Annotated in this window: 22 protein-coding genes; all 22 read right to left on the bottom strand. The window is 67.7% G+C overall.

Annotation, left to right across the window (positions count from 1 at the left end; all coding sequences use genetic code 11):
* Window position 1: 1 nt before the first annotated feature.
* Window positions 2-958, bottom strand: a complete 957-nt coding sequence (gene murB / locus H5T74_03560; GenBank protein ID MBC7229455.1) for a UDP-N-acetylmuramate dehydrogenase — start codon at window positions 956-958, stop codon at window positions 2-4.
* On the bottom strand, window positions 942-2,342 hold the full coding sequence (locus tag H5T74_03555) for a UDP-N-acetylmuramate--L-alanine ligase (GenBank protein MBC7229454.1): 1,401 nt from the start codon (window positions 2,340-2,342) through the stop codon (window positions 942-944). The genes murB and H5T74_03555 overlap by 17 nt, the downstream gene beginning before the upstream one ends.
* Complete coding sequence (gene murG / locus H5T74_03550; GenBank protein ID MBC7229453.1) at window positions 2,339-3,436, bottom strand: undecaprenyldiphospho-muramoylpentapeptide beta-N-acetylglucosaminyltransferase; 1,098 nt, start codon at window positions 3,434-3,436, stop codon at window positions 2,339-2,341. The genes H5T74_03555 and murG overlap by 4 nt, the downstream gene beginning before the upstream one ends.
* Window positions 3,360-4,733, bottom strand: coding sequence for a putative lipid II flippase FtsW (gene ftsW / locus H5T74_03545; GenBank protein ID MBC7229452.1), 1,374 nt, complete (start codon window positions 4,731-4,733; stop codon window positions 3,360-3,362). Before ftsW ends, murG begins: the two co-directional genes overlap by 77 nt.
* Complete coding sequence (murD, locus tag H5T74_03540) at window positions 4,726-6,162, bottom strand: UDP-N-acetylmuramoyl-L-alanine--D-glutamate ligase (protein MBC7229451.1); 1,437 nt, start codon at window positions 6,160-6,162, stop codon at window positions 4,726-4,728. The genes ftsW and murD overlap by 8 nt, the downstream gene beginning before the upstream one ends.
* Window positions 6,163-6,166: 4 nt before the next feature.
* Window positions 6,167-7,186, bottom strand: coding sequence for a phospho-N-acetylmuramoyl-pentapeptide-transferase (mraY, locus tag H5T74_03535; GenBank protein ID MBC7229450.1), 1,020 nt, complete (start codon window positions 7,184-7,186; stop codon window positions 6,167-6,169).
* A 94-nt stretch (window positions 7,187-7,280) separates the two neighbouring features.
* A complete protein-coding gene (gene murF / locus H5T74_03530) occupies window positions 7,281-8,696 on the bottom strand; it encodes a UDP-N-acetylmuramoyl-tripeptide--D-alanyl-D-alanine ligase (protein ID MBC7229449.1) in 1,416 nt (471 codons plus the stop codon).
* The gene (locus tag H5T74_03525) at window positions 8,693-10,183 is read right to left on the bottom strand and encodes a UDP-N-acetylmuramoyl-L-alanyl-D-glutamate--2,6-diaminopimelate ligase (GenBank protein MBC7229448.1); all 1,491 of its coding nucleotides are present in this window, start codon (window positions 10,181-10,183) and stop codon (window positions 8,693-8,695) included. The genes murF and H5T74_03525 overlap by 4 nt, the downstream gene beginning before the upstream one ends.
* 2 nt (window positions 10,184-10,185) lie before the next feature.
* On the bottom strand, window positions 10,186-11,904 hold the full coding sequence (locus H5T74_03520; protein ID MBC7229447.1) for a penicillin-binding protein 2: 1,719 nt from the start codon (window positions 11,902-11,904) through the stop codon (window positions 10,186-10,188).
* A 107-nt stretch (window positions 11,905-12,011) separates the two neighbouring features.
* A complete protein-coding gene (locus tag H5T74_03515) occupies window positions 12,012-12,479 on the bottom strand; it encodes a cell division protein FtsL (GenBank protein MBC7229446.1) in 468 nt (155 codons plus the stop codon).
* 2 nt (window positions 12,480-12,481) lie between these two features.
* Window positions 12,482-13,432, bottom strand: a complete 951-nt coding sequence (rsmH, locus tag H5T74_03510) for a 16S rRNA (cytosine(1402)-N(4))-methyltransferase RsmH (protein ID MBC7229445.1) — start codon at window positions 13,430-13,432, stop codon at window positions 12,482-12,484.
* Between the two features lie 113 nt (window positions 13,433-13,545).
* Entirely contained in the window at window positions 13,546-14,043 is a 498-nt protein-coding gene (mraZ, locus tag H5T74_03505; GenBank protein MBC7229444.1) for a division/cell wall cluster transcriptional repressor MraZ, read from the bottom strand.
* Window positions 14,044-14,430: 387 nt separating this feature from the next.
* Entirely contained in the window at window positions 14,431-15,723 is a 1,293-nt protein-coding gene (locus H5T74_03500) for a glycosyltransferase (GenBank protein ID MBC7229443.1), read from the bottom strand.
* 6 nt (window positions 15,724-15,729) lie between these two features.
* Entirely contained in the window at window positions 15,730-16,968 is a 1,239-nt protein-coding gene (locus tag H5T74_03495) for a hypothetical protein (GenBank protein ID MBC7229442.1), read from the bottom strand.
* 515 nt (window positions 16,969-17,483) lie between these two features.
* Window positions 17,484-18,506 carry a hypothetical protein gene (locus tag H5T74_03490; protein ID MBC7229441.1) on the bottom strand — a complete coding sequence of 341 codons (1,023 nt, stop codon included), beginning with the start codon at window positions 18,504-18,506 and terminating at the stop codon, window positions 17,484-17,486.
* Between the two features lie 9 nt (window positions 18,507-18,515).
* Window positions 18,516-19,595, bottom strand: coding sequence for a histidinol-phosphate transaminase (locus H5T74_03485; protein MBC7229440.1), 1,080 nt, complete (start codon window positions 19,593-19,595; stop codon window positions 18,516-18,518).
* A gap of 486 nt (window positions 19,596-20,081) precedes the next feature.
* Window positions 20,082-20,855, bottom strand: coding sequence for a metallophosphoesterase family protein (locus tag H5T74_03480; protein ID MBC7229439.1), 774 nt, complete (start codon window positions 20,853-20,855; stop codon window positions 20,082-20,084).
* A 1-nt stretch (window position 20,856) separates the two neighbouring features.
* On the bottom strand, window positions 20,857-21,804 hold the full coding sequence (locus H5T74_03475) for a diguanylate cyclase (protein ID MBC7229438.1): 948 nt from the start codon (window positions 21,802-21,804) through the stop codon (window positions 20,857-20,859).
* 17 nt (window positions 21,805-21,821) lie between these two features.
* The gene (locus H5T74_03470) at window positions 21,822-22,700 is read right to left on the bottom strand and encodes an ATP phosphoribosyltransferase (protein ID MBC7229437.1); all 879 of its coding nucleotides are present in this window, start codon (window positions 22,698-22,700) and stop codon (window positions 21,822-21,824) included.
* A 28-nt stretch (window positions 22,701-22,728) separates the two neighbouring features.
* Window positions 22,729-23,088 (bottom strand): mannose-6-phosphate isomerase, encoded by a 360-nt coding sequence (locus H5T74_03465; GenBank protein MBC7229436.1) that lies wholly within the window; start codon window positions 23,086-23,088, stop codon window positions 22,729-22,731.
* Between the two features lie 312 nt (window positions 23,089-23,400).
* Complete coding sequence (locus H5T74_03460) at window positions 23,401-24,264, bottom strand: alpha/beta fold hydrolase (protein ID MBC7229435.1); 864 nt, start codon at window positions 24,262-24,264, stop codon at window positions 23,401-23,403.
* 184 nt (window positions 24,265-24,448) lie between these two features.
* Window positions 24,449-24,880 (bottom strand): cobalamin B12-binding domain-containing protein, encoded by a 432-nt coding sequence (locus H5T74_03455; GenBank protein MBC7229434.1) that lies wholly within the window; start codon window positions 24,878-24,880, stop codon window positions 24,449-24,451.
* Window positions 24,881-24,906: the final 26 nt, after the last annotated feature.

Here is a 24,906-nt window from a genome sequence, read left to right as displayed (position 1 = left end):
ATCAGGCCTCCAGGTCCTCTCCCACTATCCTTATTTCCTCCTCGAGCTCTATTCCCTCCCGTTCGTACACCTCTTTTTTCACCCTCCGGATCAGGGACACCACCTCGCTCGCCCTGGCTCCGCCCAGGTTCACGATGAAGTTGGCGTGTTTCTCGGACACCTGCGCCATGCCCGCTCGCGCCCCCTTGAGCCCGCAGCGGTCGATGAGCTCCCCGGCCGATATACCGGGCGGGTTCTTGAACACGCTTCCCGCCGAGGGGTATTCCAGCGGCTGGTGCCTCCTCCTCCATTCAAGCACTCTCTCCCTGCGCTCCCGGATATATTTTCTATCATCTTTATAAAGCTCAAGTTTAACTAAATATATGATCTCGCCTTCCTCGATACCCGTTGAACGGTACCCGAACCCCGCCTCGTGACGCTGGTAGGTGCGGTAGTGAACCTCTCCGCCCCTTTCCCCCGCCACGTGCAGCTCCGCCACCCGGTCCCCGATGCTGGTCCCCATGGCGCCCGCGTTCATCCGCGCCGCGCCTCCCACGGTTCCCGGTATACCCGCCAGGTCCTCGAGCCCTGCCAGTTCAGCCTCCTCCACCCAGGAAAGGAAGCGGTTTATGGTGCAACCACCCTCAACATAAACTTCATGTTTATGATTCTTTTTTATCCTGTTGAGACCCCTGCCGAGCACCACCACAACCCCCCGGAAACCCGCGTCGGAGAATAGAAGGTTCGATCCGTTCCCCATGGCCATCCAGGGGCACCGCGCATCCGCTATCGCCTGCAGCAGTCTCCCCAGGTCGCCCATCCCCTTGGGGAAAGCAAGGAGGTCGGCGGGGCCGCCGATACGAAAGGTGGTGTACTCCGAGAGCGGCACTCCCTCGACCATGCTCCCCTGGAATCTCCCCTTGAGCCTTTCCGCCACCTCCGCGCAGGCCTCGTCGCTTCCCTTACCGGTCCTCGCCACGTGCCTTCTCCCCCTTTTCCCGGAGTATGGTCGCGATCTCCGCCGCGCACTGCGATACGTCTCCCGCCCCCATGGTGAGCACCAAGTCGCCGGGGCGCAGGAAGGACGCCGCTCCCTCCCCCAGGGTCGAACGCTGGGGGAGATACACCACCTGGCGCGCGGGATCCGCATCCAGTATGGCGTTGACGATGAGCTTTCCGTTCACGCCCGGCAGCGGCTCCTCGCCCGCGGAGTAGACGTCCGTCACCATCACCACATCCGCGAGCGCCAAAGCCCTCCCGAACTCCTCCCACAGCGACGCCGTGCGCGTATAACGGTGGGGCTGGAATATGCACACCACGCGCTCCGCTCCCTCGTTCCTGGCCGCCTCCAATGTCGCCAGTACCTCGGAGGGGTGGTGGGCATAGTCGTCCACCAGCCTGACCCCCGCCACGCTCTCCACCTCCTGGAAGCGCCTCTGTACGCCGCCGAACCTCCGCAGCGCCCTCGCCGCCTTATCCGCATCCACCCCCATGGACAAGGCGAGGGCCAAGGCCGCCGTGGCGTTGAGGACGTTGTGACGCCCGGGGACCCGCAGTTGTATCTCCCGCCGCATGCCTCCCGGCGCACGGAGCACGAACTGCGACCTGCCCTTGAGGAGGCATATGTCCGTGCAGCGATAGGTGCAGTCCGCTCCCGTCCCGAAGGTCACCTCCCGCGCCCGGGTATGGCCGAGCACGGCCGCGGCTCCCGGGTCGTCGCCGTTCAGCACCAGCAGGCCACCCTCGGGCAGCATGGATACGAAGCGGCGAAAATGTTCCACGATGGCCTCGCGGCTCGCGAAGTAATCGAGATGGTCCTCCTCCAGGTTGGTCACCACCGCGGCCCACGGCCGGAGGAGGAGGAAGGAGCCGTCGCTCTCGTCCGCCTCCGCCACCACGTACTCTCCCTGGCCCGCATGGGCGTTGCTGCCCACGTCGTTGAGCTCCCCTCCCACCACGTAGGTGGGGTCCAGTCCCGCCTCGCGCAGGATCATGGCCAGCATGGAGGTGGTGGTGGTCTTGCCGTGGGTCCCGGCCACCGCGATCCCCTTCCCCTCCTCCATGATCCTTCCCAACATGGCGGCGCGGGGGATGATCTCGAGCCCCTTCTCGCGCGCCCTGGACAGCTCCACGTTTCTCTCCGGGATGGCCGACGACACCACCACCATCCCGGCGTCCTCGACGTTCTCCGGGCGGTGCCCGATATGGATGCGGGCCCCCATCTGGCGCAGCCTGCGCGTGTTGCGCGACTCCTTGAGGTCGGACCCGCTCACCTGCACGCCCCGTGCCAGGAGCACCACGGCGATGGCGCTCATGCCCGCTCCTCCCACGCCGATGAAATGGACTCTCCCGGCGCCGCTCATCCTCTCCTCCCCGCCGCCACCGCCACCAGGTCCGCGAGGCGCGCCGCCGCCCCGGGCACCGCCGCCCGCCTCGCCGCCTCCCGCATGCGCGCCAGCCCGGAGGCGTCGGCCAGCAGCGCCTCCACTTCCGCGCGGAGCCTGGAACCGTCCAGCTCGCCGTCGGGCACCATCACCGCCGCCCCCAGGGAGACCAGCTCCCCGGCGTTGGCCTCCTGGTGACCGGCGGTGGCATAAGGGTAGGGCACCAGGACGGCGGGGCATCCCGCCTCCGCCAGCTCCGCGATGGTGGAGGCCCCCGCCCGGCAGACCACCAGGTCGGCCGCGGCGTACAGCAAGTCCATGCGTTGGATGTAGGGGTAGGGCCGGTAGATGAGCGGGCCCGCCACCGCGCCGCCCACCAGGGAAGCGAACTCAGGGTATTTCTCCACGCCCACCGCGTGCACCACCTGGAGGTCGCCCCTTTCCCTCCATGCGGGAAGGGCCTCCAGCACGGCACGGTTCAGGGAAGCGGCGCCCTGGCTGCCTCCCACCACGGCCACCGTCCTCCTCCCCCTCTCGAGACCGAAGAAGGACCAGGGGTCCACATCCCCTCCCTGCCGCGCGCGGGACAGCAGGGGATTTCCGGTGAGTACTGTCTTTTTCTTCCAGCCCGGGGCTTCCTCCAGGGTGCGCCGGAAGGACACCGCCACCTTGCGCGCCAGGGGAGCCAGCATGCGGTTGGCCAGGCCGGGTACGGCGTTCTGCTCGTGTATCACCAGGGGCACGCCCAGGCTAAGGGCGGCCAGCGACCCCGGCACGCCCGCGTATCCGCCGAAGGACACCGCCACGTCCGGACGCTCTCTCTTCATCTCCGCGCGGCAGCGGCGGAAAGCGGCAAGCAGCAAGGCCAGGGAACGCAGGTTCCCGGTCTCCAGGGATCGCGAGAACCCTTGCAGCTCCAGGGCCACCACCTTCCTTTCCGCCAGCAGGTCGCCGACGGGTGACTTGCTGCTCAGGAAAAGGGCCAACTCCACCCCTTCACGCGATGCGAGCTCTTCGGCCAGGGCGAGCAGGGGATGGAGATGGCCTCCCGTTCCTCCTCCGCAGATCGCCACCCGCACTTCCGCTCCTTCTCTCCCGTCCTCTCCTCTCCGCCACCTCCTGGCGAGAGACGTTTATGAGTATACCTGCCAGGCACATGCAAATCACCAGCGAGGAGCCGCCGTAGCTGAAAAAGGGCAGCGTGATGCCGGTGATGGGCATGATCCCCGTGGCGGCGCCCATGTTTATCACCGCCTGCACGCCCAGCATGCAGGTTATCCCCATGGCCAGGACCCTCCCCAGGCGGTCGGGAGCCCTCCTGGCCACCCTCAGGCCCAGGCAGGTGAGGAGAACGAAGAGGGCCAGCACCGCCAGGGTGCCGATCAACCCCGTCTCCTCGCCGATGATGGAGAAGATGAAGTCGGTGTGGGCGTTGGGGAGGTAGAAGAACTTCTGCCTGCTCATCCCCAGCCCCAGCCCGCTCAACCTGCCCGAACCCAGGGCGATCATGGACTGGATGATGTGAAAACCGCCTTCGCGCGCCACGCTCCACGGGTCGAGGAAGGAGAGGAAACGCGCCTTGCGGTAGGCGGAGGAGAAGATGAAGATCACGGTGGCCCCCCCTCCCATCGCCGCCAGCACCGCCAGCCGGCGCCAGGGCGCACCCGCCAGGAAGAGGACGATGAACACCGTCAGGGCCACCACCAGCATGCTCCCCAGGTCCGGCTCGGCGATGATCAGGCCGCAGGTCAGGGCGGTGGCCAACAGCACCGGGTTTACGATCTCGCGCCAGTCGTCGAGCCTTTCTGCCCGCCGGCAGTAGAAGTGCGCGGCCAGGAGTAGGAGCGCCAGTTTGGCCACCTCCGAGGGCTGCACCACCACGGGCCCGATCACGATGGAGCGCTTGGAGCCGTAGGCCTGGGTGCCGATCAGGAGCACCGCTGCCAGCCCCACCAGGGTGACCGCGGTGAGCAGGGGGGAGAGTGCCGCCAGGCGGCGGTAATCCATATAGGCCAGGGCGCACATGGCCGCCAGTCCCACCCCGAACCACACCGCCTGACGCAACAGGTAATAATAGCTCGAGCCGTGCGCGCGCAGGGCCGTGCCCGAGCTGGCCGAGAAGATCATCACCATGCCGAAGAGGAACATCACCAGGACCACGCCGAGGATGGAGTAACCGGTGGCGGTGAGGCCGCCCGCCGAACGGACCCGGGAGCCTACCGCGGCACGGCCCGCCGTCCCGCTGCGCGGCGGCGAGCCGTGCGAGCTCGCGGACCTGGCGGCGTCTCGGCGCTTCCGCGCCTCCACCAGGGAGCGCGGGGGAGCTCCCCTCCCCGCTTCCTCCCTCCCGGCGGCGGCGGGACTACCCACGTCCGCTCACCTCCGCCGCGTACTTTCTTGCCATTTCCTGGAAATGTCTCCCTCTCTCCCTGTAATCCGCATACTGGTCGAAGGAGGCGCACGCGGGGGAGAAGAGTACCGTGTCCCCCTCTTGGAGCAAGGAGGGCAGGCGGTCGAAAACCTCCACCAGGTCGCGCATAACCTCCACGCGCGCCGGCATGTCCGCCGCTTCCAGGGCGGCGGCGATCTCCCGAGCCGCCTCCCCTATGAGGAAGACCGCCTTCACCTCGCCTCGCCGCGCCCGCCCGCGCAGCGCCTCCGCCAGCTCCCCGAAACCAAGGCCTTTGTTCCTGCCGCCCATGACCACCACCAGGGGACCCCTGAAGGCCTCCAGAGCACGCAGGGCGGCATGGGGGTTGGTGGCCTTGGAATCGTCGTAGAAACGCACGCCTCCCGCCTCCGCGGCCAGCTCCAGGCGGTGGGACAGCCCCCGGAAGGAACCCAGGGCCTGGCCCGCCTTCCCCGCAGGCACTCCCACCCCCATGGCCGCCGCCGCGGCGGCCATGGCGTCCTCGAGGTTGTGCCCTCCCGGAAGGGGAAGGTCGGCGGCGGCCATCACCTCCAGGGTTCCCCCGTCCCCCGCCGCCAGCAGCCGCGTGCGCGCCAGGACCTTACCCTCCCGCAGGAAGACGTCCGCCCCCGACTCGCGGAGGCGAGAGAAATAGGCCACCGGCGGCCTCGCGGAGCGCGCGGCGTCCACGCACCGGGGGTCGTCCAGGTTGCAGACCACCAAGTCCTCATCCCGCTGGTTAGCCCAGATGCGGCTCTTCGCGGCCACGTATTCCTCCATGTCCGCGTGCCAGTCGAAGTGGTCCTCGGCCACGTTCAGCAGCACGGAGACGCGGGGCCGGAAGGTCTCGGTGTGGGCGAGCTGGAAGCTGGAAACCTCTACCACCAACAGCTCCCCCTCCTCCGCCTCCTCCGCCGCCTTCACGAAGGGATGACCGATATTGCCGGCGGCGCGCGCCTTCATCCCCGCCTGCCGGCATATCCACTCGATCATGCGGGTGGTGGTGGTCTTGCCGTTGGTGCCGGTGACCGCGATCACCGGGCCGCGCGCGAACCTCCAGGCCAGTTCCACCTCGCTCCACAGGGGGATGCCGCGCTCTCTCGCCTCGCGCAGCAGCGCCGTCCCTCCCGGTACCCCCGGACTCACCACCACCAGGTCCACATCCGAGAGCAGCGCGGGGTCGTGGTGTCCCAGCTCGCAGGACGCCCCCATGGCCCGCAGGGCCAGGGCGGCCTCCCGCACCCCTTCCCCGCGCGAGATGTCGTTAACGGTGACCCGCACGCCCTCCCGCAGCAGCTTCTCGGCCGCCGCCCGCCCGGATATGCCTAGGCCCACCACCAGGGCCGAAGCGAAACCCGGGGGCAATCCTCGTGCGCCTTCCCTCGTCATGGCGTCACTTCCCCCCCACGTAGTTGATGTAGAAGATGATGAAGCCAAGCCCCACGAAGAAGCCCGCCACGATCCACAGCCGGATCAAGGTGGTGACCTCCGACCACCCCTTGAGCTCGAAGTGGTGGTGGAGCGGCGCCATGCGGAAGACGCGCCTGCGGGTGGCCTTGAACACCGCCACCTGGACGATCACCGACAGCGCCTCGAGGACGAAGATGCCCCCCAGCACCGCCAGGAGCAGCTCGGTCTTGGAGAGCACGGCGATGGCCGCGAGGCTGCTGCCCAGCGCCAGGGAACCGGTGTCTCCCATGAAGATGTAGGCGGGAGGCGAGTTCCACCACAGGAAACCGATGCAGGCGCCCATGAGGGCGCCGCAGAAGATGGCGATGTCCAGGGAGCCCTGCACGTGGGTGTAGAGATACTGGTGGTTGCGGAACTGGGTGAAGGCGATGAGGATGTACGCGGTGGTCACCAGGATGGTGGACCCCGCGGCCAGGCCGTCCAGGCCGTCGGTGAGGTTGACGGCGTTGGAGGCGCCGATGACCATCACGAACACCAGGAGATAATAGAAGGGGCCCAGGTCGCAGAGGACCGCGTCCCTGCGGAAGAGATAGAGCCTGGTGTCCACCCCGAAGCGCTGCGTGGCCAGGTAGGCGATGGCCAGCGAGAGCGCCAGTTGCCAGAAGAGCTTGCTGCGCGCCTTCAGTCCCAGGGAACGGGCGTAGCGCAGCTTGGTGTAGTCGTCGGCGAATCCCAGTAGTCCCCCGCCCAGCAGCGCCAGGCCGAGGGCGAAACCGGTGCCCGCCTGCAGCTTCTGCGCCATGGCCAGGAAACCCACCAGCGCCGAAGCGACGATGAGTATCCCTCCCATGGTGGGCGTCCCCTGCTTGGCCAGGTGGGCTTGGGGGCCGTCCTCGCGTATGAACTGCCCGATGCCCCGCCGTCTCAGCCAGCCCATGAGCCACGGCATGCAGGTTATGCATATCACCAGGCTCAGGAGCAAGGCGCCCATCACCCTGTACAAGGGACTCCTCCTCGCGCTCTCCCCGTGCCGGTCGCCGGCCTTCCCGCCCCGCGCGGGACAGCCTGCTCGCCGGCGCGACCTTCAGACGGATATTCTATGCCACCCGGTGGCGCGCCACCAGCTCCGCCAGCCTCTCCAGCCCCAGGAAGCGGGAGCCTTTGATGAGCACCACGTCCCCGGGCTCCATGATGGCGCGCAGGATCTCCGCCGCCCTGTCCACCCCGTCGGTGGCAAACACGCTCCCCCTGGGAAGGCCTCGCTCGCACGCCGCCTGGGCCGCGCGGCGGGCCTTCTTCCCCACCGTGATGAGGATGTCCGTGCCGTATTCCACGGCCATGCGCCCCAGTTCCTCGTGGGCTTTCTCGGAGACCGGCCCCAGTTCGCCCATATCCCCGAGCACCGCGATGGCCCTGCGGTCACGCGAGATGTCCCCCAGGGCCATGAGCGCGGAACGCATGGAGACGGGGTTGGCGTTGTAGGCGTCGTTGATGATGGTGATCTCGTCCGGTCTGGTAATCATCTCCATCCTCCATCCCGTCGTCTTTGCCTTCTCCAGCCCCTCCACGATAGTTGTCATGTCAACCCCCATGATCCTTCCCACCGCCGCGGCCGCCAGGGCGTTCTCCACGTTGTGGCGGCCGGGCAGAGGCAGCCTGACCCTGGCATTACCACCTCCTTTCTCGCTGAGCACGAAAGTCGCCCTCCCCTGGTCGTCCACCTCCACCTCCCGCGCCCTGAACCTGCAGCGCGGAGAGAAACCATATTCTACCACCGGGCAGGGGCTCATCTCCCGCAGCAGCCCGGCGTAGTCGTCGTCCCCGTTGATCACCGCCCTCCCGCCGCGGGGCAGCGACTGCAGCAGCTCCCCCTTGGCGCGCGCCAGGTTGTCGCGGGTGCGAAAATAGCGCAAGTGTGCCACTCCCACGTTGGTGATCACCCCCACCTCGGGACGGGCCGTCTCGCACAGGTGGCGTATATGCCCCCTGCCCCGCGCTCCCATTTCCAGGACCAGGAAATCGGTAGCGGGTCCCGCTTCCAGGATGGTGAGGGGCACGCCGATCTCGTTGTTGAAGCTGCCGCGCGCCGACACCACCTCTCCCGCTCTCGAGAGCGCGGAGGCGGTGAAGTCCTTGGTGAGGGTCTTGCCGGTGGAGCCGGTTATCCCTATCACCCTGGCCGCGCTCAGCTCTCTCTGCCACGCAGCCAGGCGCCGCAAGGCCTCCATGGTGCCGCGCACCCGTACCACCGCCGCGCCCCTCTCGCGCGCCAGGTCCAGCATGGAAGGCTCTATCCTCGACACCAGCAAGGCCGCGGCCCCCCGCCGCAGCGCCTCTTCCAGGAAGTCGTGGGCGTCATGGCGTCTTCCCCGCAGGGCGATGAAGAGCTCGCCCCCGGCCAGGGTGCGCGTATCGGTGCTCACCTTCCTCAGCCGGCGCCGTGGCTTGTTTCCCGGCCACACCACCGTCCCCGCCGCCGCGCGCGCCACTTCCTCGACGCTTGCCGCTATCAACCTCTTGCCTTTCTCTCCCGCAAGGCCATCCTGGCCTCCTCCAGGTCGTCGAAGGGGATCACCCGGTCGGAGAACACCTGCCCCCTCTCGTGCCCCTTCCCCGCCACCACCACCACGTCGCCGGCGGAGGCCGCCTCCACCGCCGCCCTTATGGCCGCACGGCGGTCCTCGATCACCTCGTAGCTCCCCCCGCCGGAGGCTCCCCTCGCGCCCCTTTCGATCTGCGCGATGATGGCCAGGGGGTCCTCGCTGCGGGGATTGTCGGAGGTGATGAACGCCAGGTCGGCCAGCTTCGCCGCCACCTCCCCCATGAGCGGCCGCTTGCCGCGGTCGCGGTCGCCGCCGCAGCCGAAGACCACCAACACGCGCCCCCGGGCGATCTCCCGCGCCGCCTCCAGCACGCGCCGCAGGGAATCCGGCGTATGGGCGTAATCGATCACCACCGCGAAATCCTGCCCTTCCTCCACCGCCTGAAAGCGGCCCGGCACCCCGGGGTGGGAGAGGATGCCCTCCAGGGCGCGCTCCGGATCCAGGTCCAGCAGGATGCTCGCCGCCAGCGCCGCGAGGATGTTGTGGAGGTTGAAGCGGCCGGTTATCGCGGTCTCCCCCTCCCAGCGCCTTCCCTCGTACTCCACCGCCAGCCGGCTGCGCTTGAGCCCCGCCTCCAGGAGCTCGCACCTGAGCTCCGCTTCCCGCGAGGTCCCGTAGGTGAGCACCTTGCCCGCGGCCCGTTCCGCCACCCGCCTCCCGTAGGGATCGTCGACGTTCACCGCCGCCGCGTGCGCCCCCAGTCCCCCCCGCGAAGGGGAGGAGAAGAGCCTCTCCTTGCTGCGGTAGTAATCCTCCATATCGGAGTGGAAATCCAGGTGGTCCTGGGTGAGGTTGGTGAACACGCCCACCGCGAACTCGCAGCCGTCCACGCGCCGCAGGGACAGGGCGTGGGAGGAGACCTCCATGCTCGCCACCGCGCACCCTGCCTCCACCATCTCCGCCAGCATGGCCTGCAGGTCGGTGGACTCCGGGGTGGTGCGCACCGCGGGTACCTCCCTTCCCGCCACCCGGTAGGACACCGTGCCCACCAGGCCGCAGACCAGGCCGCAGTGTACCGCCGCCGCCTCCACCAGGTGGGCGGTGGTGGTCTTTCCGTTGGTGCCCGTCACCCCCACCAGGGCCAGCCTGCCGCTGGGGTGGCGGTAATAGCGGTCGCTGATCAGGGCCAGCGCGAGGCGCGTGTCCGCGGCCCTCGCCAGGGCGACGTCCGGCGGCACTTCCGCGCCCCGCTCCCAGTCGCCGCAAACCACCAGGGCGACGGCTCCTCGCTCCAAGGCCTCTTCCACATAGAGGTGCCCGTCGGTGCGCAGCCCCCTGACCGCCACGAAGAGGTCGCCTTTTCCCACCCGGCGCGAGTCGTAGGCGACTCCCGAAACCTCCTTTTCCGCCCCCCTCAAGAGCGATACGCCCGCGATCCCTCCCACCAGCTCCCCCATCCTCACTCTCCGCTCACCACCTTGTCGCCGGTGTTGACCTTCTCCAGGCTGGGAGTTATTTCCAGATGCTGGAGGGCCGATTCCATGACCCTCGAGAAGCAGGGCGCGGCCGCCAGCCCGCCGTAGATGACGTCCGGCTCGTCCAGGGCGATCACCGCCACCAACCTGGGATCCTCCATGGGCGCCATGCCCGCGAAGGTGGCGATGTACGCCTCGCGGTAACCGCCCGCGGGGTCCGGCTTCATGGCCGTTCCGGTCTTCCCGGCGCAGTTGTACAGGGTCATGGCGGCGCGGGTCCCCGTGCCGATCCTCACCACCTCCCCCAGCACGTGACGCAGGGATGCCGCGGTGTTGGCGGAGAGCACCCGCTCGCCCTCCGGCGCCTCGTACTCCTCCTCCTCGCCCTCCGGGCCTATCTCGCGGCGCAGGAGGTGAGGGGTGACCCTGGTCCCCCCGTTGGCGATGAGCGCGGTGATGCAGGCGAGCTGCAGGGGGGTCACGGAGATCCCCTGTCCGATGGAGACGGTGGGCAGCGAGGTGAGGGACCACTTCTCCGGAGCGGGAACCAAACCCGCGGATTCCCCGGGAAAATCGATCCCCGTGGGCTTCCCCAGCCCGCAGGCCTCCAGATACGAGGCCAGCTTATCCTTGCCCAATGCCTGGGCGGTCTTGATGGTCCCCAGGTTGGAGGAGTAGGCGATGACCTCAGCGAAGGTGAGGTCGTCCCTGGGCATGGGGTGATCGTCCTTGAACTCGTATTCGCCGATCTTTATGGACGGGGGCACGTTGATCACCGAGGCGGTGGCCACCGTGCGCTCCTGGAGGGCGGCCATGGCGGTGACCATCTTGAGCACCGACCCGGGCTCGAAGGCGTCGGTCACCGGCCTGGTCCGCGCCGTCTCCGCGGGCACGGAGGGGAAGAGATTGGCGTCGAAGTCGGGGTACACGGCCATGGCCAGGATCTCGCCCGTGCGGCAGTCCATGACCACCCCGGTTCCGTTGAGGGCCCCACTCTCCCGCACGGAGCGCGCCAGCTCCTCCTGCAGCTTGAACTGTATCTGGGAATCAATGGTAAGCTGGACGTCGCTGCCGTCCACGGGCCGCCTGATCACCCTGGTGACGCCGGGAATGGGGTCGCCCATGGGATCGAGCTCCACCGCCACCTCCCCTCTTTCGCCCGCCAGGACCGCGTCGTACTGCAGCTCGATACCCGCCAGTCCCACGTTGTCCGTGCCCACGTATCCCAGGACGTGGCACGCCAGCGAACCCTGGGGGTAGACCCTCTTGCTCTCCTTCTCCAGGCCGATGCCGGCCAGGCCGAGGGAATCGATCTCCTCCGCCGTCTCCGGGCTCACCTTGCGCTCCAGATACACGAACCCTCCCTGCGAGCGCAGCTTCTCCTCCAGCTCCTGGCGCGGCTTCTGGAGCACCAGGGAGAGCTCCGCCGCCGCCAACTCGGGGTCCTCCACCAGGTAAGGGGTGGCATAGACGGAATAGGCCTCCTTGCTGATGGCCAGCACCTCTCCGTCGCGGTCCAGGATGCATCCCCGGGTGGGCTCGAGGTCGGCGAGGCGCTGTCGCTGCTCCTCGGCGAGGTCGCTGAGGCGGCCGGCCCTGACCAGCTGGAGGTCCACGAGGCGGTAGGCGACGGCGCCGAGCGCGAGGAACAACACCAGGGCTGCCAGGTTCACCCTGGCATACCCCTTACCAGCATTTGACATCTCGTCCTCCCTGGATGCCTCTTTTTATGTGTATGCCGGGTCACGGCCTTATATTTGGGTTCGCCGCCCCGCGTCGCATGACCTTTCGACTGCTCCGCTGCGGTACTCTACAGACCTCCTCCCGAAGAGGCGTCGCTCACCATCCCCTCCCCGACGCCTTCCGATCTCCCGCCGTCCTTCCTGGCCGTCCGGAAAGCGGGCGTCTCTAGGTACACGGCGCCGGAGACCCGTTCCATCTTCAGCTCCTCCACCGCGATGCGCTCTATCCTCCTCGGCGCCTCCAGTGAGGCTATCTCCACCCGCAGCGACTCCTGCCGGCGCCTCTCCAGCTCTATCCTTTTCTCCAGCTCCCTGGTCCTCACCTCGTCCTGCACCACCATGACGTGCAGGAACACCGAGAGCAGCAGCAGGCCGCAGACGAAGGCAGCCACGCAGGAGAAGCATGCGAATACGAGGCGCGTGCGGCGCCTCTCGGCCTCTCCGCGGCGGGGGCGCTCCGCCGCCTCGCGCGGCCTCGGCCTCGCTTCCCGCTCCGCCGCCTCGGAGGGATATCTCCACTCCACGGCCAGGGACATGGTCAAGCCTTCCTCTTCTCCGCCGCCCGCAGCTTGGCGCTGCGGGCCCTGGGGTTCCCGGACACCTCTGCCTGTGACGGAGTGAGGGGTCCTGGGGTCAGTATGCGCAGTTCCTCCCGGGCCCCGCAGCGGCAGCCCTCCCCTTCGGGAGGACACGGACAGCGCGAGCCGCGCGCGGCGAGGAACCGCTTCACCATCCGGTCCTCCAGGGAATGGTAGGAGATGACCGCCATCCGTCCCCCGTCCCGCAGGACCCTAACCGCCTGCGGCAGGGCCGCCTCGAGCTCGCGCAACTCCCCGTTCACCTCCATACGCAGGGCCTGAAAGGTCCTCCTCGCGGGATGTCCTCCCCTGCGGCGCGCCGCCGCGGGGATGGAATCCCTCACAATCTCAGCAAGTCGATCCGTGGTGTCGATGGGCGCGCGCTTTCTCGCGAGAGCGATGTTCCGAGCGATACGGGGAGCCCAACGCTCCTCGCCGTATGCGCGGATAATGCGCGCCAGCTCTCTCTCCTCATAGCCGTTCACCACCTTCCAGGCGTCGAGTTCCCGGCTGCGGTCCATGCGCATGTCCAGTCGCGCCGGGTAGCGGAAAGAGAACCCCCTCTCCGCCTCCTCCAGTTGCAGCGAGGATACCCCGAGATCGAAGAGGATGCCGTGTGGCGCCTCCACGCCCGCCTCCTCCAGCACTTCCTCCAGCCGCGAGAAGTCCGCGTGCACCAGGAGCACGCTGACCGCGTAGGGCCGCAGGCGTTCCCGCGCCACGCTCAGCGCCGCTTCGTCCCTGTCCAGCCCGATCAGGCAACCCTTCCCCCCCATTTCTTCCAGCAGAGCCAGGGCATGCCCGCCCTCTCCCACCGTGGCGTCCACGTACACCCTGCCCGGTCGGGGGCGCAGTATGTCCACGACCTCCGAGAGCATGACGGGTACATGCCTGGCATCACCTTCGCCCATTTGTTTCCAGTAGGTGGCGCAGGGTACGGCGCGCCTCCCCTCGGTTGTACGGCCAACGGCGGCGGCCCTGCGCGATCAACTCCAACATGCGCCGACCTCCCCGCGTACCGGCCTCAAAATCCCATCTCCGAAAGTTTCTCCGCCGTCTGCTCGAAACGCTCCAGTCCTCCCTGGGTGGATTCCTGCCAGCGTCGGCGGTCCCATATCTCCACGCGGTTCATCATCCCCACCACCTCGACCTCGCGGTCGAGCCCCGCCACCTCCCTCAGCTTGGGGGGGATGGTGATCCTCCCCTGGCGGTCGGGAACGGCCTCGAAGGCATGGCCGAAGAGCACGCGCACGAACTCGCGCTTCTCGGCGCTTCCCTCGGGCAGGGCCTGGATGCGCTCCGCCATCTTCTCGAACTCGCCGCGGGGGAACACCGCCACGCACTGCTCAATCCAGCGCGCCATGACCACTCCCTCCGCGAGCCGGGCGCGGAACCTGGAGGGCATGATGATGCGCCCCTTGTCGTCAAGCGCGTGTTCGAAGGACCCGAAGAACATCATCTCTTCCCTCTTCCGCTCCCCCGGCCTTCGCGAGAGCCCCCTCTCTCCCCCGGATGCCGCCACCGGAGCTCCACGTAGCCCCTTCCTTTACTCCATTATACTCCATACCAAACCATTTTCCTCCATTATGCCTCTATATTCGACCATATGAAAGGGAAAATCAACCACCCTGAGGGACTTTTTTTGGGAGATCAACATCCTGTGCCGCATGCCGCCGCGCGGACACAACTTGTGGGGCCCGCACGGTCTCCCAGCGTCATACGGGTGGCGGGGCGGCCGGGTGGGCGCGCCGCAAGGGCGGGGAGCGGATACCCCGGCGGCGCGGGGCCGCGGGATTCGGGCGCGCCCATGCCCGCAACGGGCGCGTGATGGAACAGCTAAGGGATGGGGGGAGCGGATACCCCGGCGGCGCGGGGCCTCGGGAGCGGGGAGGAAGTCGCCCGCGGACCTTCAGCCGCTGACGGGGAGGCTGTCAATGGGTGCTCCCCCGGCCAGGGCCTTGGCCCTCAACCACTTCTCCACCAAGTAGGGCTTGAACCACTCGAACTCCTCCGCCTGGCGCTGCACAAAATACTCCGCCTCCATGCTGGTCATGTTGCGCGTGCGGATGGCGCTGTCGGCGGTGCGCGCGCAGTACAGGGGCACGAGGGAGTCGACGAGTTCCCGCCTCGATACCTCGCAGTCGAAGTTGTAGGCCACCGCGAAGTCATAGACGATCTTCGCCCACAACTTGTCCGGAAAGGTAAAATCTTCCTCTTTCTCCGCCATCCTCGCGAAAGAGACCTCCATCATGTTGGACGGCTCCAGCACATCCTCCCACAGCTCCTGGTATCCCTCGAAACCGCTCTGGAAGTGGTCGATGAGGTTCTCCACGTTCACCTCCATGGCCTCTGGCTCGATGTAGCGCGGGTCCCCGAAGACGCGCGTAGCCGTGGACCCCTTCACCTGCATCCATTTCACCTCGTGCACCCCCATGAGGTAGAAGATGGTGGAGGCCACCTGCCTGAACATGGAGCCGAGGTCGCTTCCGGGGTCCTTCACGTTGTGTATCTTGACCCCCATAGCCGACTGGCAGATGCGGAAACCCTCGGTGATGGCGGTGGTGGTCATCCAGATGTCGATGCCGAACTTGGCGATGTCCGACTTCCACACGTCCATGTGCGAGTAGAGCAGGGCCAGGGAGCCGGTGAAGCCGAAGTCTCCCCCGATGGGCTGGCGGATGCGCCTTCCGTAGAGGGCCTGGGTCAGGGGGTAGGCCAGGCAGTTGGTGATGGTGCCGTCGTACTTGTGGCGTATGTAGTAAGGGGCCACGAAGCCGTAGCTGTTCTTCCACACCGGCTCTCCCAGCAGTCGGATCCACTCCGGGGTGATGCTGCGCAGGTCGGAGTCCACCACCACGCAGATGCGCGCCCGGAGCCGGGAAGCGACCTCGAAGATGGCGTTGAAGGCCGAGCCCTTGCCGGGCAGCCCCTTGTAGGGGGTGACGATCTTCTCCACCTCCGGTGGGACCGGGGTGTCCAGGACCACCCGCACGGTGTCGTCGGTGGAGCCCCCGTCGGAGTTCACGATCACCGGCCGCAAGCCCGGGAAGTACCTCACCATGCCCTCGGCTGCGGTGCGCACCACGTGGGCGATGGTGTCGGCGTTGCGGAAGCTCGGTATGCCCACCAGGATATCCGCGCAACCTATGTCCTGGCAGCGGCGTATGACCTCGGGGTCCAGTACGCTGCGCGACTCTCCCATCAGGCATCAACCCCGGTCATCGAAAGCCTCTTCCACCACCGCGCGCAGCTCCCCGCTCTCCCCCGCCGCGTGCATGAAACCCTCCCACCCGCGGCGCCACTCCATGTAGGCGAGGAAGGGGTTATCGGGTATCCATTCCGGAGAGCGCGCGCGCAGGAGGTTGCGCATGCACTCCTCGTATCCCTTGGCGTCCCCCTGCGAGAGGTAGTGCAGGGCCATGAGCACGACGGTGCGGAAGATGAGGTCCTCGAGGTCGTCGCGGAGAAAACGACCCGGGTAGGGGTCGAGCTCCTCCACCTCCACCCTACGCGCCGCCTCCTCTACCGGCACCTGGCATCGCAGCTTGGCGCGGCTGTAGATGAAGCGGTCCAGGTCCTCCCGGAACCTGCGCCAGAGAGGCGCCGTCTTGGGGGGAGGCAGGTGGCGGATCCAGAGGGTGTTGTCGAGGAGGAAGAGGTGGCCGAGGAACCTGGCGTTCACCAGGTAATCTATGTCCTCTCCCCGCGTCACCAGGGGATCGAAGGCCACGCGCATGAAAAGGCCGCGGTGGATGACCATGTTGCCGCCGAACACCCACGGCGTGGGCTTGAGCCTCTCTCCGCCGGCGATGATGTCGAAGGCGAGGTTCATGCGCTCCGCGGCCGGCCACTCCGCGAGCACGGGGTCGCGGTTGGGAGGCACGCGGTAGCTGCCGTCCGGGTTGACGTAGTAGCCGGCGATGCCGAGGATGGGTCCCCCGCCCCCGTCCTCGCCTATGTTCTGCGCCACCTTGTGGAGGTAGTAGGGGTCCTCGTATACCTGGTCGTCGTCGAAGAGCACCGCCGCCTCCGCCCCGGTAAGATGGGCCGCGATGAGGCAGAAATTCCGGATGTTGGAATATCCCCGCAGGGAGACGAAACGGGCATGCGCTTCCATGCCATTATCTTCCAGGATATGTATCATCTCCCTCTCTTGCCGGTGGGTGAGAAGGGCGAGGGGATAGTGCCTGCGGAAGGGCGCGACGATCCCCCGCAGCTTTTCCTCCACCTCCGCCTCCAGGTCGGGATGGGTGGCCGCGCCCAGCACCACCACCCGGAAGTCCCGGTACCTCAGGATGCGCACGCTCTCCAGGGCGCGCGCCAGGGTGCCTCCGGCGTCCAGGGGCGTGGGATGGTCGTAAACGGCGTCCTCCTCGTTGAGGGGCTCGCCCGAACTCCTCCCCCAGTAGGAGGGGATGACCACCGTCAGTTGCTTGCGGCGCGACATCTCACCCACTCCTTCCGCTCGCTTCTTCCCGGCTCCCGCGGCCACCGACGCCACCTCGGGAGGAGGAACGGCCGGCCCTTCGTTCCCTCTCCCGGCGCCCCTCCCCACACCCGACGGCTCCGGGAAGAGGCAGGGCCCTGCGCGGCCGTAAGGCGCTTCCGTCCGGCCTCTCCACCCCGCGGACGGCGCCCGGGGACTTCCTCCCCGCTCCGCGGCCTCCGCTTTCCTCTTTTCTTTTTCCCTTTCTCTCGGGTTTTTTTGCGCCGCCCTTGAACGTCCGCGAGCGGCCGCGTGTCGCCGGCTCCCCGCGGCGCACGGCGGGACCTCCTCCTCCGCGCCGCGGGCCTCGGGACGGCCTGACCTCCTCACCCTCCCCGCGCCCTTCCCGTCTCGCCGCCTGGCACCCACGGCCGGCCTCTTCTCCCGCCTTGCCAACCCTCCCCCGGGGCACCGTCCCGGGGACCGAGGCCATGCCCGCCCTAGTGCCATCCCTTCCCCCGGGAGCCTCCCGGCTCTCAGCGGGGACGGAGAGCGGCCGGGTTCATGACGTTGCGGGGCTCGCCGCGGTAGAAGGCCACCACGTTCTCCACCGCGATGGCGGTCATGCGGTCCTTGGCCTCCCGGGTGTTGAAGGCGATGTGCGGGGTGAGCACCACGTTGTCCAGCTCCACGAGCTCGCGCAGGTCGGGCCGCGGCTCACCGGGGTAGTTGTCCAGCCCCGCCCCCCGCAGTCGCTTTTCCCGCAGGGCGGCCGCCAAGGCCGAGAGGTCCAGCACCTCTCCCCGGCTGGTGTTGACCAGGATGGCGTCGGGGCGCATGAGGGCGATCTCCCGCTCGCCGATGAGACCGCGCGTCTCGGGCGTCAGCGCCACGTGCAGGCTCACGAGGTCGCAGGTGGACAGCAGGTCGTCCAACCCCAGCCAAGCAGCGATGTCCTCCATCTCCGGCCTGCGGCACGGGTCATGATAGTACACCCTCATCCCCAAGGCATGGCAGAGCCTGGCCATCTCGCTCCCCACCGCCCCCATGCCCACCAGGCCCACGCTCCTGCCCGCCAGCTGCACCCCCTCCAGGGCGGCAGACGTCCACTCCCCCCGCCTGAGGTCGCGGTCGCCCCGCGCCACATGCCTGGCCACCGCCAGGGCCAGGCCCAGGGCGTGCTCGGCCACGCTGCGGTTCCCATAGTCGGGGGTGTTGGTGACCACGATCCCCCGCGCCGTGGCCGCCTCGATGTCCACGAAGTTGGCGGCCCCCACTCCTATATAGGAAACTATTTCCAGGTTGCCGCAGGCCTCCAGCACCTCCGCGTCAAGGTTGGACCAGTCCAGAAAAACCGCGTGCGCTCCCCCGATGCGCTCCAGCAGGAGGCGGCTCTCGTCCAGGCGGTTCTTGTAGTAACGGTAGGAGCCGAAGGCGAGCAGAGGCTCCAGGAACTCCGCGTAGGCCTCGGTGCCGGCGATGAACTCCAGGCCGTCGAGGAAGACGAAAAGCCGCTCCTTCCCGGGAATCCCTCCCTGGCGCTCACCTATCAGCGGCATGGGCGGCCTCTAACCCCCCTCCGCGATCTCGCGCAGGGCCTTCTCCAGGCGGTCGTTCTGCGCCTCGTCGCCGATGGTGATGCGCACGTGGCCGGGCACCCCCAGGGCGCCCCCGTCCCGCACGATGACCCCGCGCCGCAGCAGGCGCAGGAAGAGGTCCGGGTAGGGCCCGTTCTCCACCAGGATGAAATTGGCCTGGGTGGGGACGTAGGCCATGCCCAGCTCGTCGAAGAGGCGGTAGAGCCTCTCCTTCCCTCGCTCGTTGGCCTCGCGCGACCTGCGCACGTGTTCTTCGTCCTCCAGGGCTGCCAGGGCCGCTTCCTGGGCGATGCGGTTCACGTTGAAGGGCAGCTTCACCTTCTCCAGCGCCTCCCTCACCGTGGGGTCGCAGACGGCATAGCCCACGCGCAGGCCTGCCAGCCCGTAAGCCTTGGAGAAGGTGCGGGTGATCACCAGCCGCGGATTACCGAAAAAATATCCCAGCGCATCCGGGTGCCCGGGATCGGTGACGTATTCCACGTAGGCCTCGTCCAACACCAGGAGCACGTCGCGGGGCAGGCATTCCAGCATCTCCTCCAGCTCCGCCCTGCTGACCGTGGTCCCGGTGGGGTTGAGAGGGGAGCAGAGCACGGCCATGCGGGTGCGCGCGCCCATGGCGTCGAGCATGGCCGGGACGTCCTGGCGGTAGTCGCGCAGGGGCACCTTGCGCACCCTCGCCCCCATGGTCAGCGCCGCCAGCTCGTAGGAGCTGAAGGTGGGGTCGCCCACCACCACCTCGTCGTCCCGTCCCAGGAAGGCGTAGGCCAGGAGGTCGAAGATCTCGTCCGCGCCGTGGCCCACCAGGATGCAGCTATCCGGGATCCCCAGCCGCCGGGAGAGGGCCGCGCGCAGCCGCGTGCAGTCGCCGTCGGGATATACATGGGCCATGGACAGCGCGGCCTTCGCCGCCTCCACCGCCAGGGGCGAGGGTCCCAGGGGGTTCTCGTTGGAAGCCATCTTCACGCAGTCCGTCACCCCGTATTCCCGCGCCGCCTCCTCCGGGGACTTGCCCGGACTGTAAACCGGGAGGCCGCGCACCTCCTCCCTCATCAGCCTCCGCGCGTCGAACTCCATCTCTCCATCCTCCAAGGGCTTCCAGGGCCTGTCTCCGACGTGGCCGCGCACCGCGCGGCTTCTCCTCCCCCGCCCCTCCCTTCCCGCCGCCACGGCGGAAGGCGCGTCCTTGTCTCCGGTCATGCCGCACGCGGATGCCGCGCGCCGCCGACGCACGCAATCATGCATGTAATTATATAGGTCTATCTCCTGAATGCGCACGGATATCGGCCGTTCGACGCGGCCGCGGAGACGCACCCCCGTCCTGCCTGCGGCTTTCCGGCTTGGGGGGATGGACCTGGATCATCGATACCTGCACCGGCGAACGAAGAGACGGCTCGAGACATGGCCGCATCGCATCGCGCATCCCGCCTCCAATCCATACGCTCGGGCATGAAGATCCGCGTCCCGACTCCTTGGGGTACGATGGTATAATATCCCAGTAAGTGAACGATCTGAGGTTCACGGCATCCGGGACTCGCCCTATGCCCGGTGCAGGTGGACGTAGCCCTGACGCTTATAGTACCCGACGTTGACGACCCGCGTCCTGCCTATGCGCAGCTCGCGCCGGGCCGGCTGGTGTACGTGTCCGTGGTAGAGGAATGCGGGCTGGTGCTCCTCCACGTAGGCGAGCAGGCTCGCGCTCCCCTCCACCGGCCGCCCCGCCACCACGTCGAACACCGCCTCCTCCACGCGTGGGGGGATGTGCGTGCACAGCACGTCCACGGGCCCCAGCTCCCGCAGGCGCCTGCCGTAGGCCTCGTCGTCCATCTCCGCGGGCATCATGAACGGCGAGTAGAGGGCGCCATGCACGAAGCCGAAACGCTGGCCCTCTATCTCCGCCCTCTCCGGAGCCAGCACCGCGTTCCCGGCGCCGTCGAGGGCCGCGGCCAGCGCGCCGGGGATGTCCCCGTTGCCGTAGATGACGTAGGTTCTGCAATCCATGCGGCTCAGGGTCGCGGTGAACCTGCGGTAGGATTCCCGGACGCGCTCCTCCAGGAGCGCGAAGTAATCGCCGTCCGGCCGCAGGAGCTCGTCGCGTAGCTCCACCGCCGCCCGGGGCCCCGCGGCCGCCGCGGCCATGAGCTTCCCCACCAGCGCATCCTTGCCCACCACCTCGGGGAGGATGCCGCTGATGTCCGCCCAGTCGATGAGGTCGAGCACGTCTCCGAGGATGATGAGGGTGTCCCCGGAGCCAACCTCCCGGGGGAGGTCCTCGAAACGGCCGTGGGGATCGGCAATCAGTTTTACCGCCAACTCATGACCCTCCGCTGCTCTCCGTCCCACGGTATACCGCTATCTCTCCCGCGGGAAGGTCGCGGGCCTGCCTCATGGCCTCCACGGCGCAGGCATAGAGCTTTTCAGGGAAACGCACCTCCTCGGGGAAGGACGCCAAGCCCCAGAAGAACTCCAGCGGCATGCCGGCAGCGGACTCCCTCAGCTCGCTCTGGAAGTACCGGCACAGGCGCTCGGACATCACCTTGCCCCCGCGCCACCCCGTCTCGGGGAGGAGCACCGCGAAGCTCCCCTCCCCCAACCTGGCCACCACGTCGCAGTCCCTGGTCATGCGCACCAGGGCGGAGGCCACGGAGCGCAGGAGCTCCCGCGTCCTCTCCGAGCCCTCCGCCTCCAGCACGGAGGCATAATTGCCGATCTCGAAGAGGACCAGGGTGATGTCGTGCGCGTAGCGCACCGAACGCCGCAACTCCTCGATCATGCGGCCGTGGAAATAGTTCTTGTTGTATATACCTGTGTCGCGGTCCCGCAGTGGGTTTTCCATTATCTCCCTGGAGTGTTCGTAATGGTAGGCGGAGGCGGCGGCCTGCAGCAGCAGGTCGAAGCAGGAGTTGACGCGCTTCTCGAGCTGGAAATCCACCACGTACTTCAGGTCCACCTGCTCCCGGAAGAGGTTCCAGAACTCGTTGCGCATGATCACGTGTTCCTGCACCAGCTCCTCGATGGAGTAGCCCTGTTGCCTGCGCTGCCTGCCCAGTTCCTCCGCGATGACGTAACTCTCTCCGCCGGGCTCGAACTGGCGCGTGAAATCCTCGTCGTCCACCACGGCCACCAGCGAGACCGCCAGCTTCTCCATCCTCTCGCCCGCCTCTCCCCCGGTCACCTGCACGTGCGCCGGCAGGGGAAGGCGTTGCAGTTCCTGCTTCCACCGCTCCAGGAGCAGGTCCGCCCTTTCCTGCAGCGCCGCCATGACCGTCCCCCTTTCTCTCAGGCGATTATCTTGGAGATGGGCAGCTCGATGATGTCCTCGGCGCCCTTTTTCACCAGCTCCGGGATGAGGAGGTTGATGCCCTTCTTCTCCACCACGCTCTCCACGGCGTAATAGCCCTCGCCGTGCAGCCTGGAAAGGGTGGGCGCCTTGAGGGAGGGGAGCGCTCTCACCACCTCCTCCAGGTCCTTCTCCGCCACGTTGAACTTTATGAGCACCTTGCCGCGGGCGTTGAGCGCTCCCAGGATGAGCAGGCGCAGCTCCTCCATGAGCTCTCGCTTCCGGGGTTCGGCGTAGCTCTCGCGGTTGGCGATCAGGCGCGTGGTGGACTCCAGCACCGTGTCGATGATGCGCAGCCCGTGCTTGCGCAGGGTGCCTCCGGTCTCGGTCAGCTCCACCACCGCGTCCGCCATCTCGGGGACCTTAGCCTCGGTGGCGCCGTAGGAGAGATAGATGTTGGCCTTGATCCCCAGCTCCCGGAAGTAATCCGCCACCAGGTTGGGGTACTCGGTGGATACCCGCACGCCGTCGGGCAGGTCTCTGGGCTCTCGGTAAGGAGAGTCTCCCGCCACCGCTAACACCACCCGCACCACCGTCCCCACCGCCGTCTTGGTGTAGGGCAGATCCGCCACCTCCTCCACCTGCGCCCTCGACTCCCTTATCCAGTCGTATCCGGTGATGCCCAGGTCGAAGAAACCGTCCTCCACGTACTTGGGGATCTCCTGGGGGCGCAGGATCCTCACCTGCTCGATACGGGGGTCGTCGATGGCGGCGTGGTACTCGCGGTCTCCGCTCCTGCGCACCGCGAGGTCGGCGTCGCGCAGTATCTCCAGGGTGGTGTTCTCCAGGCTGCCTTTGGGGATGACCAGTTTGAGCATCTCTCTCCTCTCTCGCGCCCGATCGCCGTCAGATTCCCTCTTCGTCCTTTTCCTCCAGCTTGCGTCCGTATACGTCCTTGAGGCGATAGTTGTCGTCCTCGCTGGTGAAACCGATATCTATCTCCAGCACCCTTCCCCGCCCTCCCAGCGACCTGATCTTGTGCAGGCCCATGGCGGGCACCATGAACTCCTCTCCCTCGCGGGGCAGGAAGACCCTGTCGCCGATGGTGACCTCCAGGCCGTCATCCAGGATTATCCACATGTCGTCGCGCAGCTTGTGGTAGTGCAGGCTGGTCTCCTGCCCCGCCTCCACGGTTATCAGCTTCACGGTGCAGGGCTGGTTCACGGCGTACGCCTTGATGCTCCCCCACGGCTTGTCGATCAGCATCCCTCTCTTCCCTTCTCGCCTTCACTCCCGCCTCAGTGCCGCCGTCCGGAGGCTGCTCTCTCCGCCTGCCTTCTCAACGCGCGCGAACGTCCGCGTTCTCCTCCGTCATCCCGCCGAACCGCCCCGCCGCTCCCGCTCCGGGGACGCCCCGCCGGACAACTGTATAATACCAATTTCCTCTCTCTTCGTGACCTCGCTTCCGGAGTGCGCCGCCGCTATCCCCCGGGCGGCATCCCGGACCCCTCGCCCCCCTTCTTTCCCGCGCCTGGCGGAGAGGACATCCGCGCCCGGGGCGGCGGCCTCGCGCCCGCGTCACCTCGCGCCTCTCGCGCTTCCCCACCCTCCCGCACGGATCCCACGGGGCGACCTTGCCACCAGCCATTCCAGCACCTCCCCCTCCCTGCCCGCCAGCTCGGTGTGGCCGGCCCCCTCCACGAGCATGAACTCGGCCTTGTTGCCAAGTATTCCCAGCATGGCATCGAGGTCGCATCGGGAGTAGAAGGCCTCGTTCTCGGCGTGCACCACCAGCAGGGGGACGGCGGGGAAGCACGCCGCCGCCTCCAGGGGGAGGGGGCCTCCCTCGTTCACGGCCCTGAACCGTGCCCCCAGGAAGCGCAGGAACAGCGACCACAGCGGCAGCAAGCGGCGGTAGGGGGTGATGTCCGGAAGCGCGGGCGGAGCGCCCACCGTCACCACCGCGTCCAGGTCCCCGTCCAGGGAGGCGAGGAGAAAGGCCGCCATGCCCCCCAGGGAGAACCCCACCGCCCCGACCCACTCGTATCCCCGTCCGCGCACCTCGTGTACCACCGCGCGCAGGTCCTCCAGCGGGCCGCCGAGGTTCATCTCCAGCCGCCCCCCGCTGCCCCCGTGGCCGCGGAAATCGAAGGTGAAGACGTCGAAATGTTCCGCTGCGGCCTCCGCGAAATCCACCAGGGGCGCGTAGCGCTGCCCGGTCACCGCGGGGTGGGCGACGATGAGCGCCGCTCCTCCCGCGCCCTCGATGTGCCTGGCGGCGATCCTCACTCCGTCGGAGGTGGTGAGGGTGAAATCCCGGAAGCGGCGCTGCGCGGGGTCTCGCCTCGGCATCACCCTGGACCTCCAGCGCCACGAAGCCGCTGCCGCGGCGCAGGCGGCGGCGGCGAAGATGACCGGCTTGACCCCGGGAGTATGCTTCATGGCCTCACCACCGTGAAAAAAAAACACGATGGTTCTATCCTACGCCATCCGCCGTGCGGGCGCTCTTCCCCTTCTCCCCGCCTCGCGCACGCGGGTCGACTTCGCAACGCGCGCGGTCCTCCGGTAGGAGGGAGCGGCGCCTTCCGTCGGCTGCCGGCGGGTCGGGAGCCGGGAGCTCCCTCCCTCAACCCGAGGCCGCCCTCTCCTTCCTCGCGCCCTCGGCCGCCAGCTCCCGGATGCAGGCGACGATGTCCTCGAGGTCGCTGCCGGGGCCGAAGACCTCCTTTATCCCCATGGCCTTGAGGGTCTCCGCATCGCGGGGAGGCAGGATCCCTCCCACGATCATGGGGATGTGGCGGGTGGCATCGTTGTCCTGCAGGGCATGGAATATCTTGGGTATGATGGTCATGAGCCCGCCAGAGAAGATGCTGATGCCCACCACGTCCACGTCCTCCTGGATGGACATCTCCACCACCTCCTGCGGGGTGATGCGCAGGCCGCCGTAGAGCACCTCCATGCCGGCATCCCGCAGCGCTTTGCCCACCAGCTGGATACCGCGGTTGTGGCCGTCCAGCCCCGCCTTGGCCAGCAGTACCCTGATCGGTTTTCCCTCCATGGTCATGACCCCTTTTTCCCCTCGTC

It is taken from the genome of Actinomycetota bacterium (assembly GCA_014360645.1).
In the GTDB taxonomy this organism is placed as follows: domain Bacteria; phylum Actinomycetota; class Geothermincolia; order Geothermincolales; family RBG-13-55-18; genus Solincola_B.
Note: the sequence above shows the minus strand (reverse complement) of the source record. Positions and strands in the feature narration are given on the sequence as shown.

Excerpts from the sequence above, each read along its gene's own strand:
- H5T74_03555 (MBC7229454.1), bottom strand. The coding sequence starts at position 2,342 with ATGAGCGGCGCCGGGAGAGTCCATTTCATCGGCGTGGGAGGAGCGGGC.
- H5T74_03485 (MBC7229440.1), bottom strand. The coding sequence starts at position 19,595 with ATGAGGGAGGAGGTGCGCGGCCTCCCGGTTTACAGTCCGGGCAAGTCC.
- H5T74_03460 (MBC7229435.1), bottom strand. The coding sequence starts at position 24,264 with ATGAAGCATACTCCCGGGGTCAAGCCGGTCATCTTCGCCGCCGCCGCC.
- H5T74_03515 (MBC7229446.1), bottom strand. The coding sequence starts at position 12,479 with ATGTCCCTGGCCGTGGAGTGGAGATATCCCTCCGAGGCGGCGGAGCGG.
- H5T74_03490 (MBC7229441.1), bottom strand. The coding sequence starts at position 18,506 with ATGCCGCTGATAGGTGAGCGCCAGGGAGGGATTCCCGGGAAGGAGCGG.
- H5T74_03525 (MBC7229448.1), bottom strand. The coding sequence starts at position 10,183 with ATGGGGGAGCTGGTGGGAGGGATCGCGGGCGTATCGCTCTTGAGGGGG.
- H5T74_03475 (MBC7229438.1), bottom strand. The coding sequence starts at position 21,804 with ATGGCGGCGCTGCAGGAAAGGGCGGACCTGCTCCTGGAGCGGTGGAAG.
- murD (MBC7229451.1), bottom strand. The coding sequence starts at position 6,162 with ATGACGAGGGAAGGCGCACGAGGATTGCCCCCGGGTTTCGCTTCGGCC.
- H5T74_03465 (MBC7229436.1), bottom strand. The coding sequence starts at position 23,088 with ATGCTGATCGACAAGCCGTGGGGGAGCATCAAGGCGTACGCCGTGAAC.
- H5T74_03455 (MBC7229434.1), bottom strand. The coding sequence starts at position 24,880 with ATGGAGGGAAAACCGATCAGGGTACTGCTGGCCAAGGCGGGGCTGGAC.
- H5T74_03520 (MBC7229447.1), bottom strand. The coding sequence starts at position 11,904 with ATGTCAAATGCTGGTAAGGGGTATGCCAGGGTGAACCTGGCAGCCCTG.
- H5T74_03470 (MBC7229437.1), bottom strand. The coding sequence starts at position 22,700 with ATGCTCAAACTGGTCATCCCCAAAGGCAGCCTGGAGAACACCACCCTG.
- rsmH (MBC7229445.1), bottom strand. The coding sequence starts at position 13,432 with ATGGGCGAAGGTGATGCCAGGCATGTACCCGTCATGCTCTCGGAGGTC.
- H5T74_03495 (MBC7229442.1), bottom strand. The coding sequence starts at position 16,968 with ATGTCGCGCCGCAAGCAACTGACGGTGGTCATCCCCTCCTACTGGGGG.
- H5T74_03500 (MBC7229443.1), bottom strand. The coding sequence starts at position 15,723 with ATGGGAGAGTCGCGCAGCGTACTGGACCCCGAGGTCATACGCCGCTGC.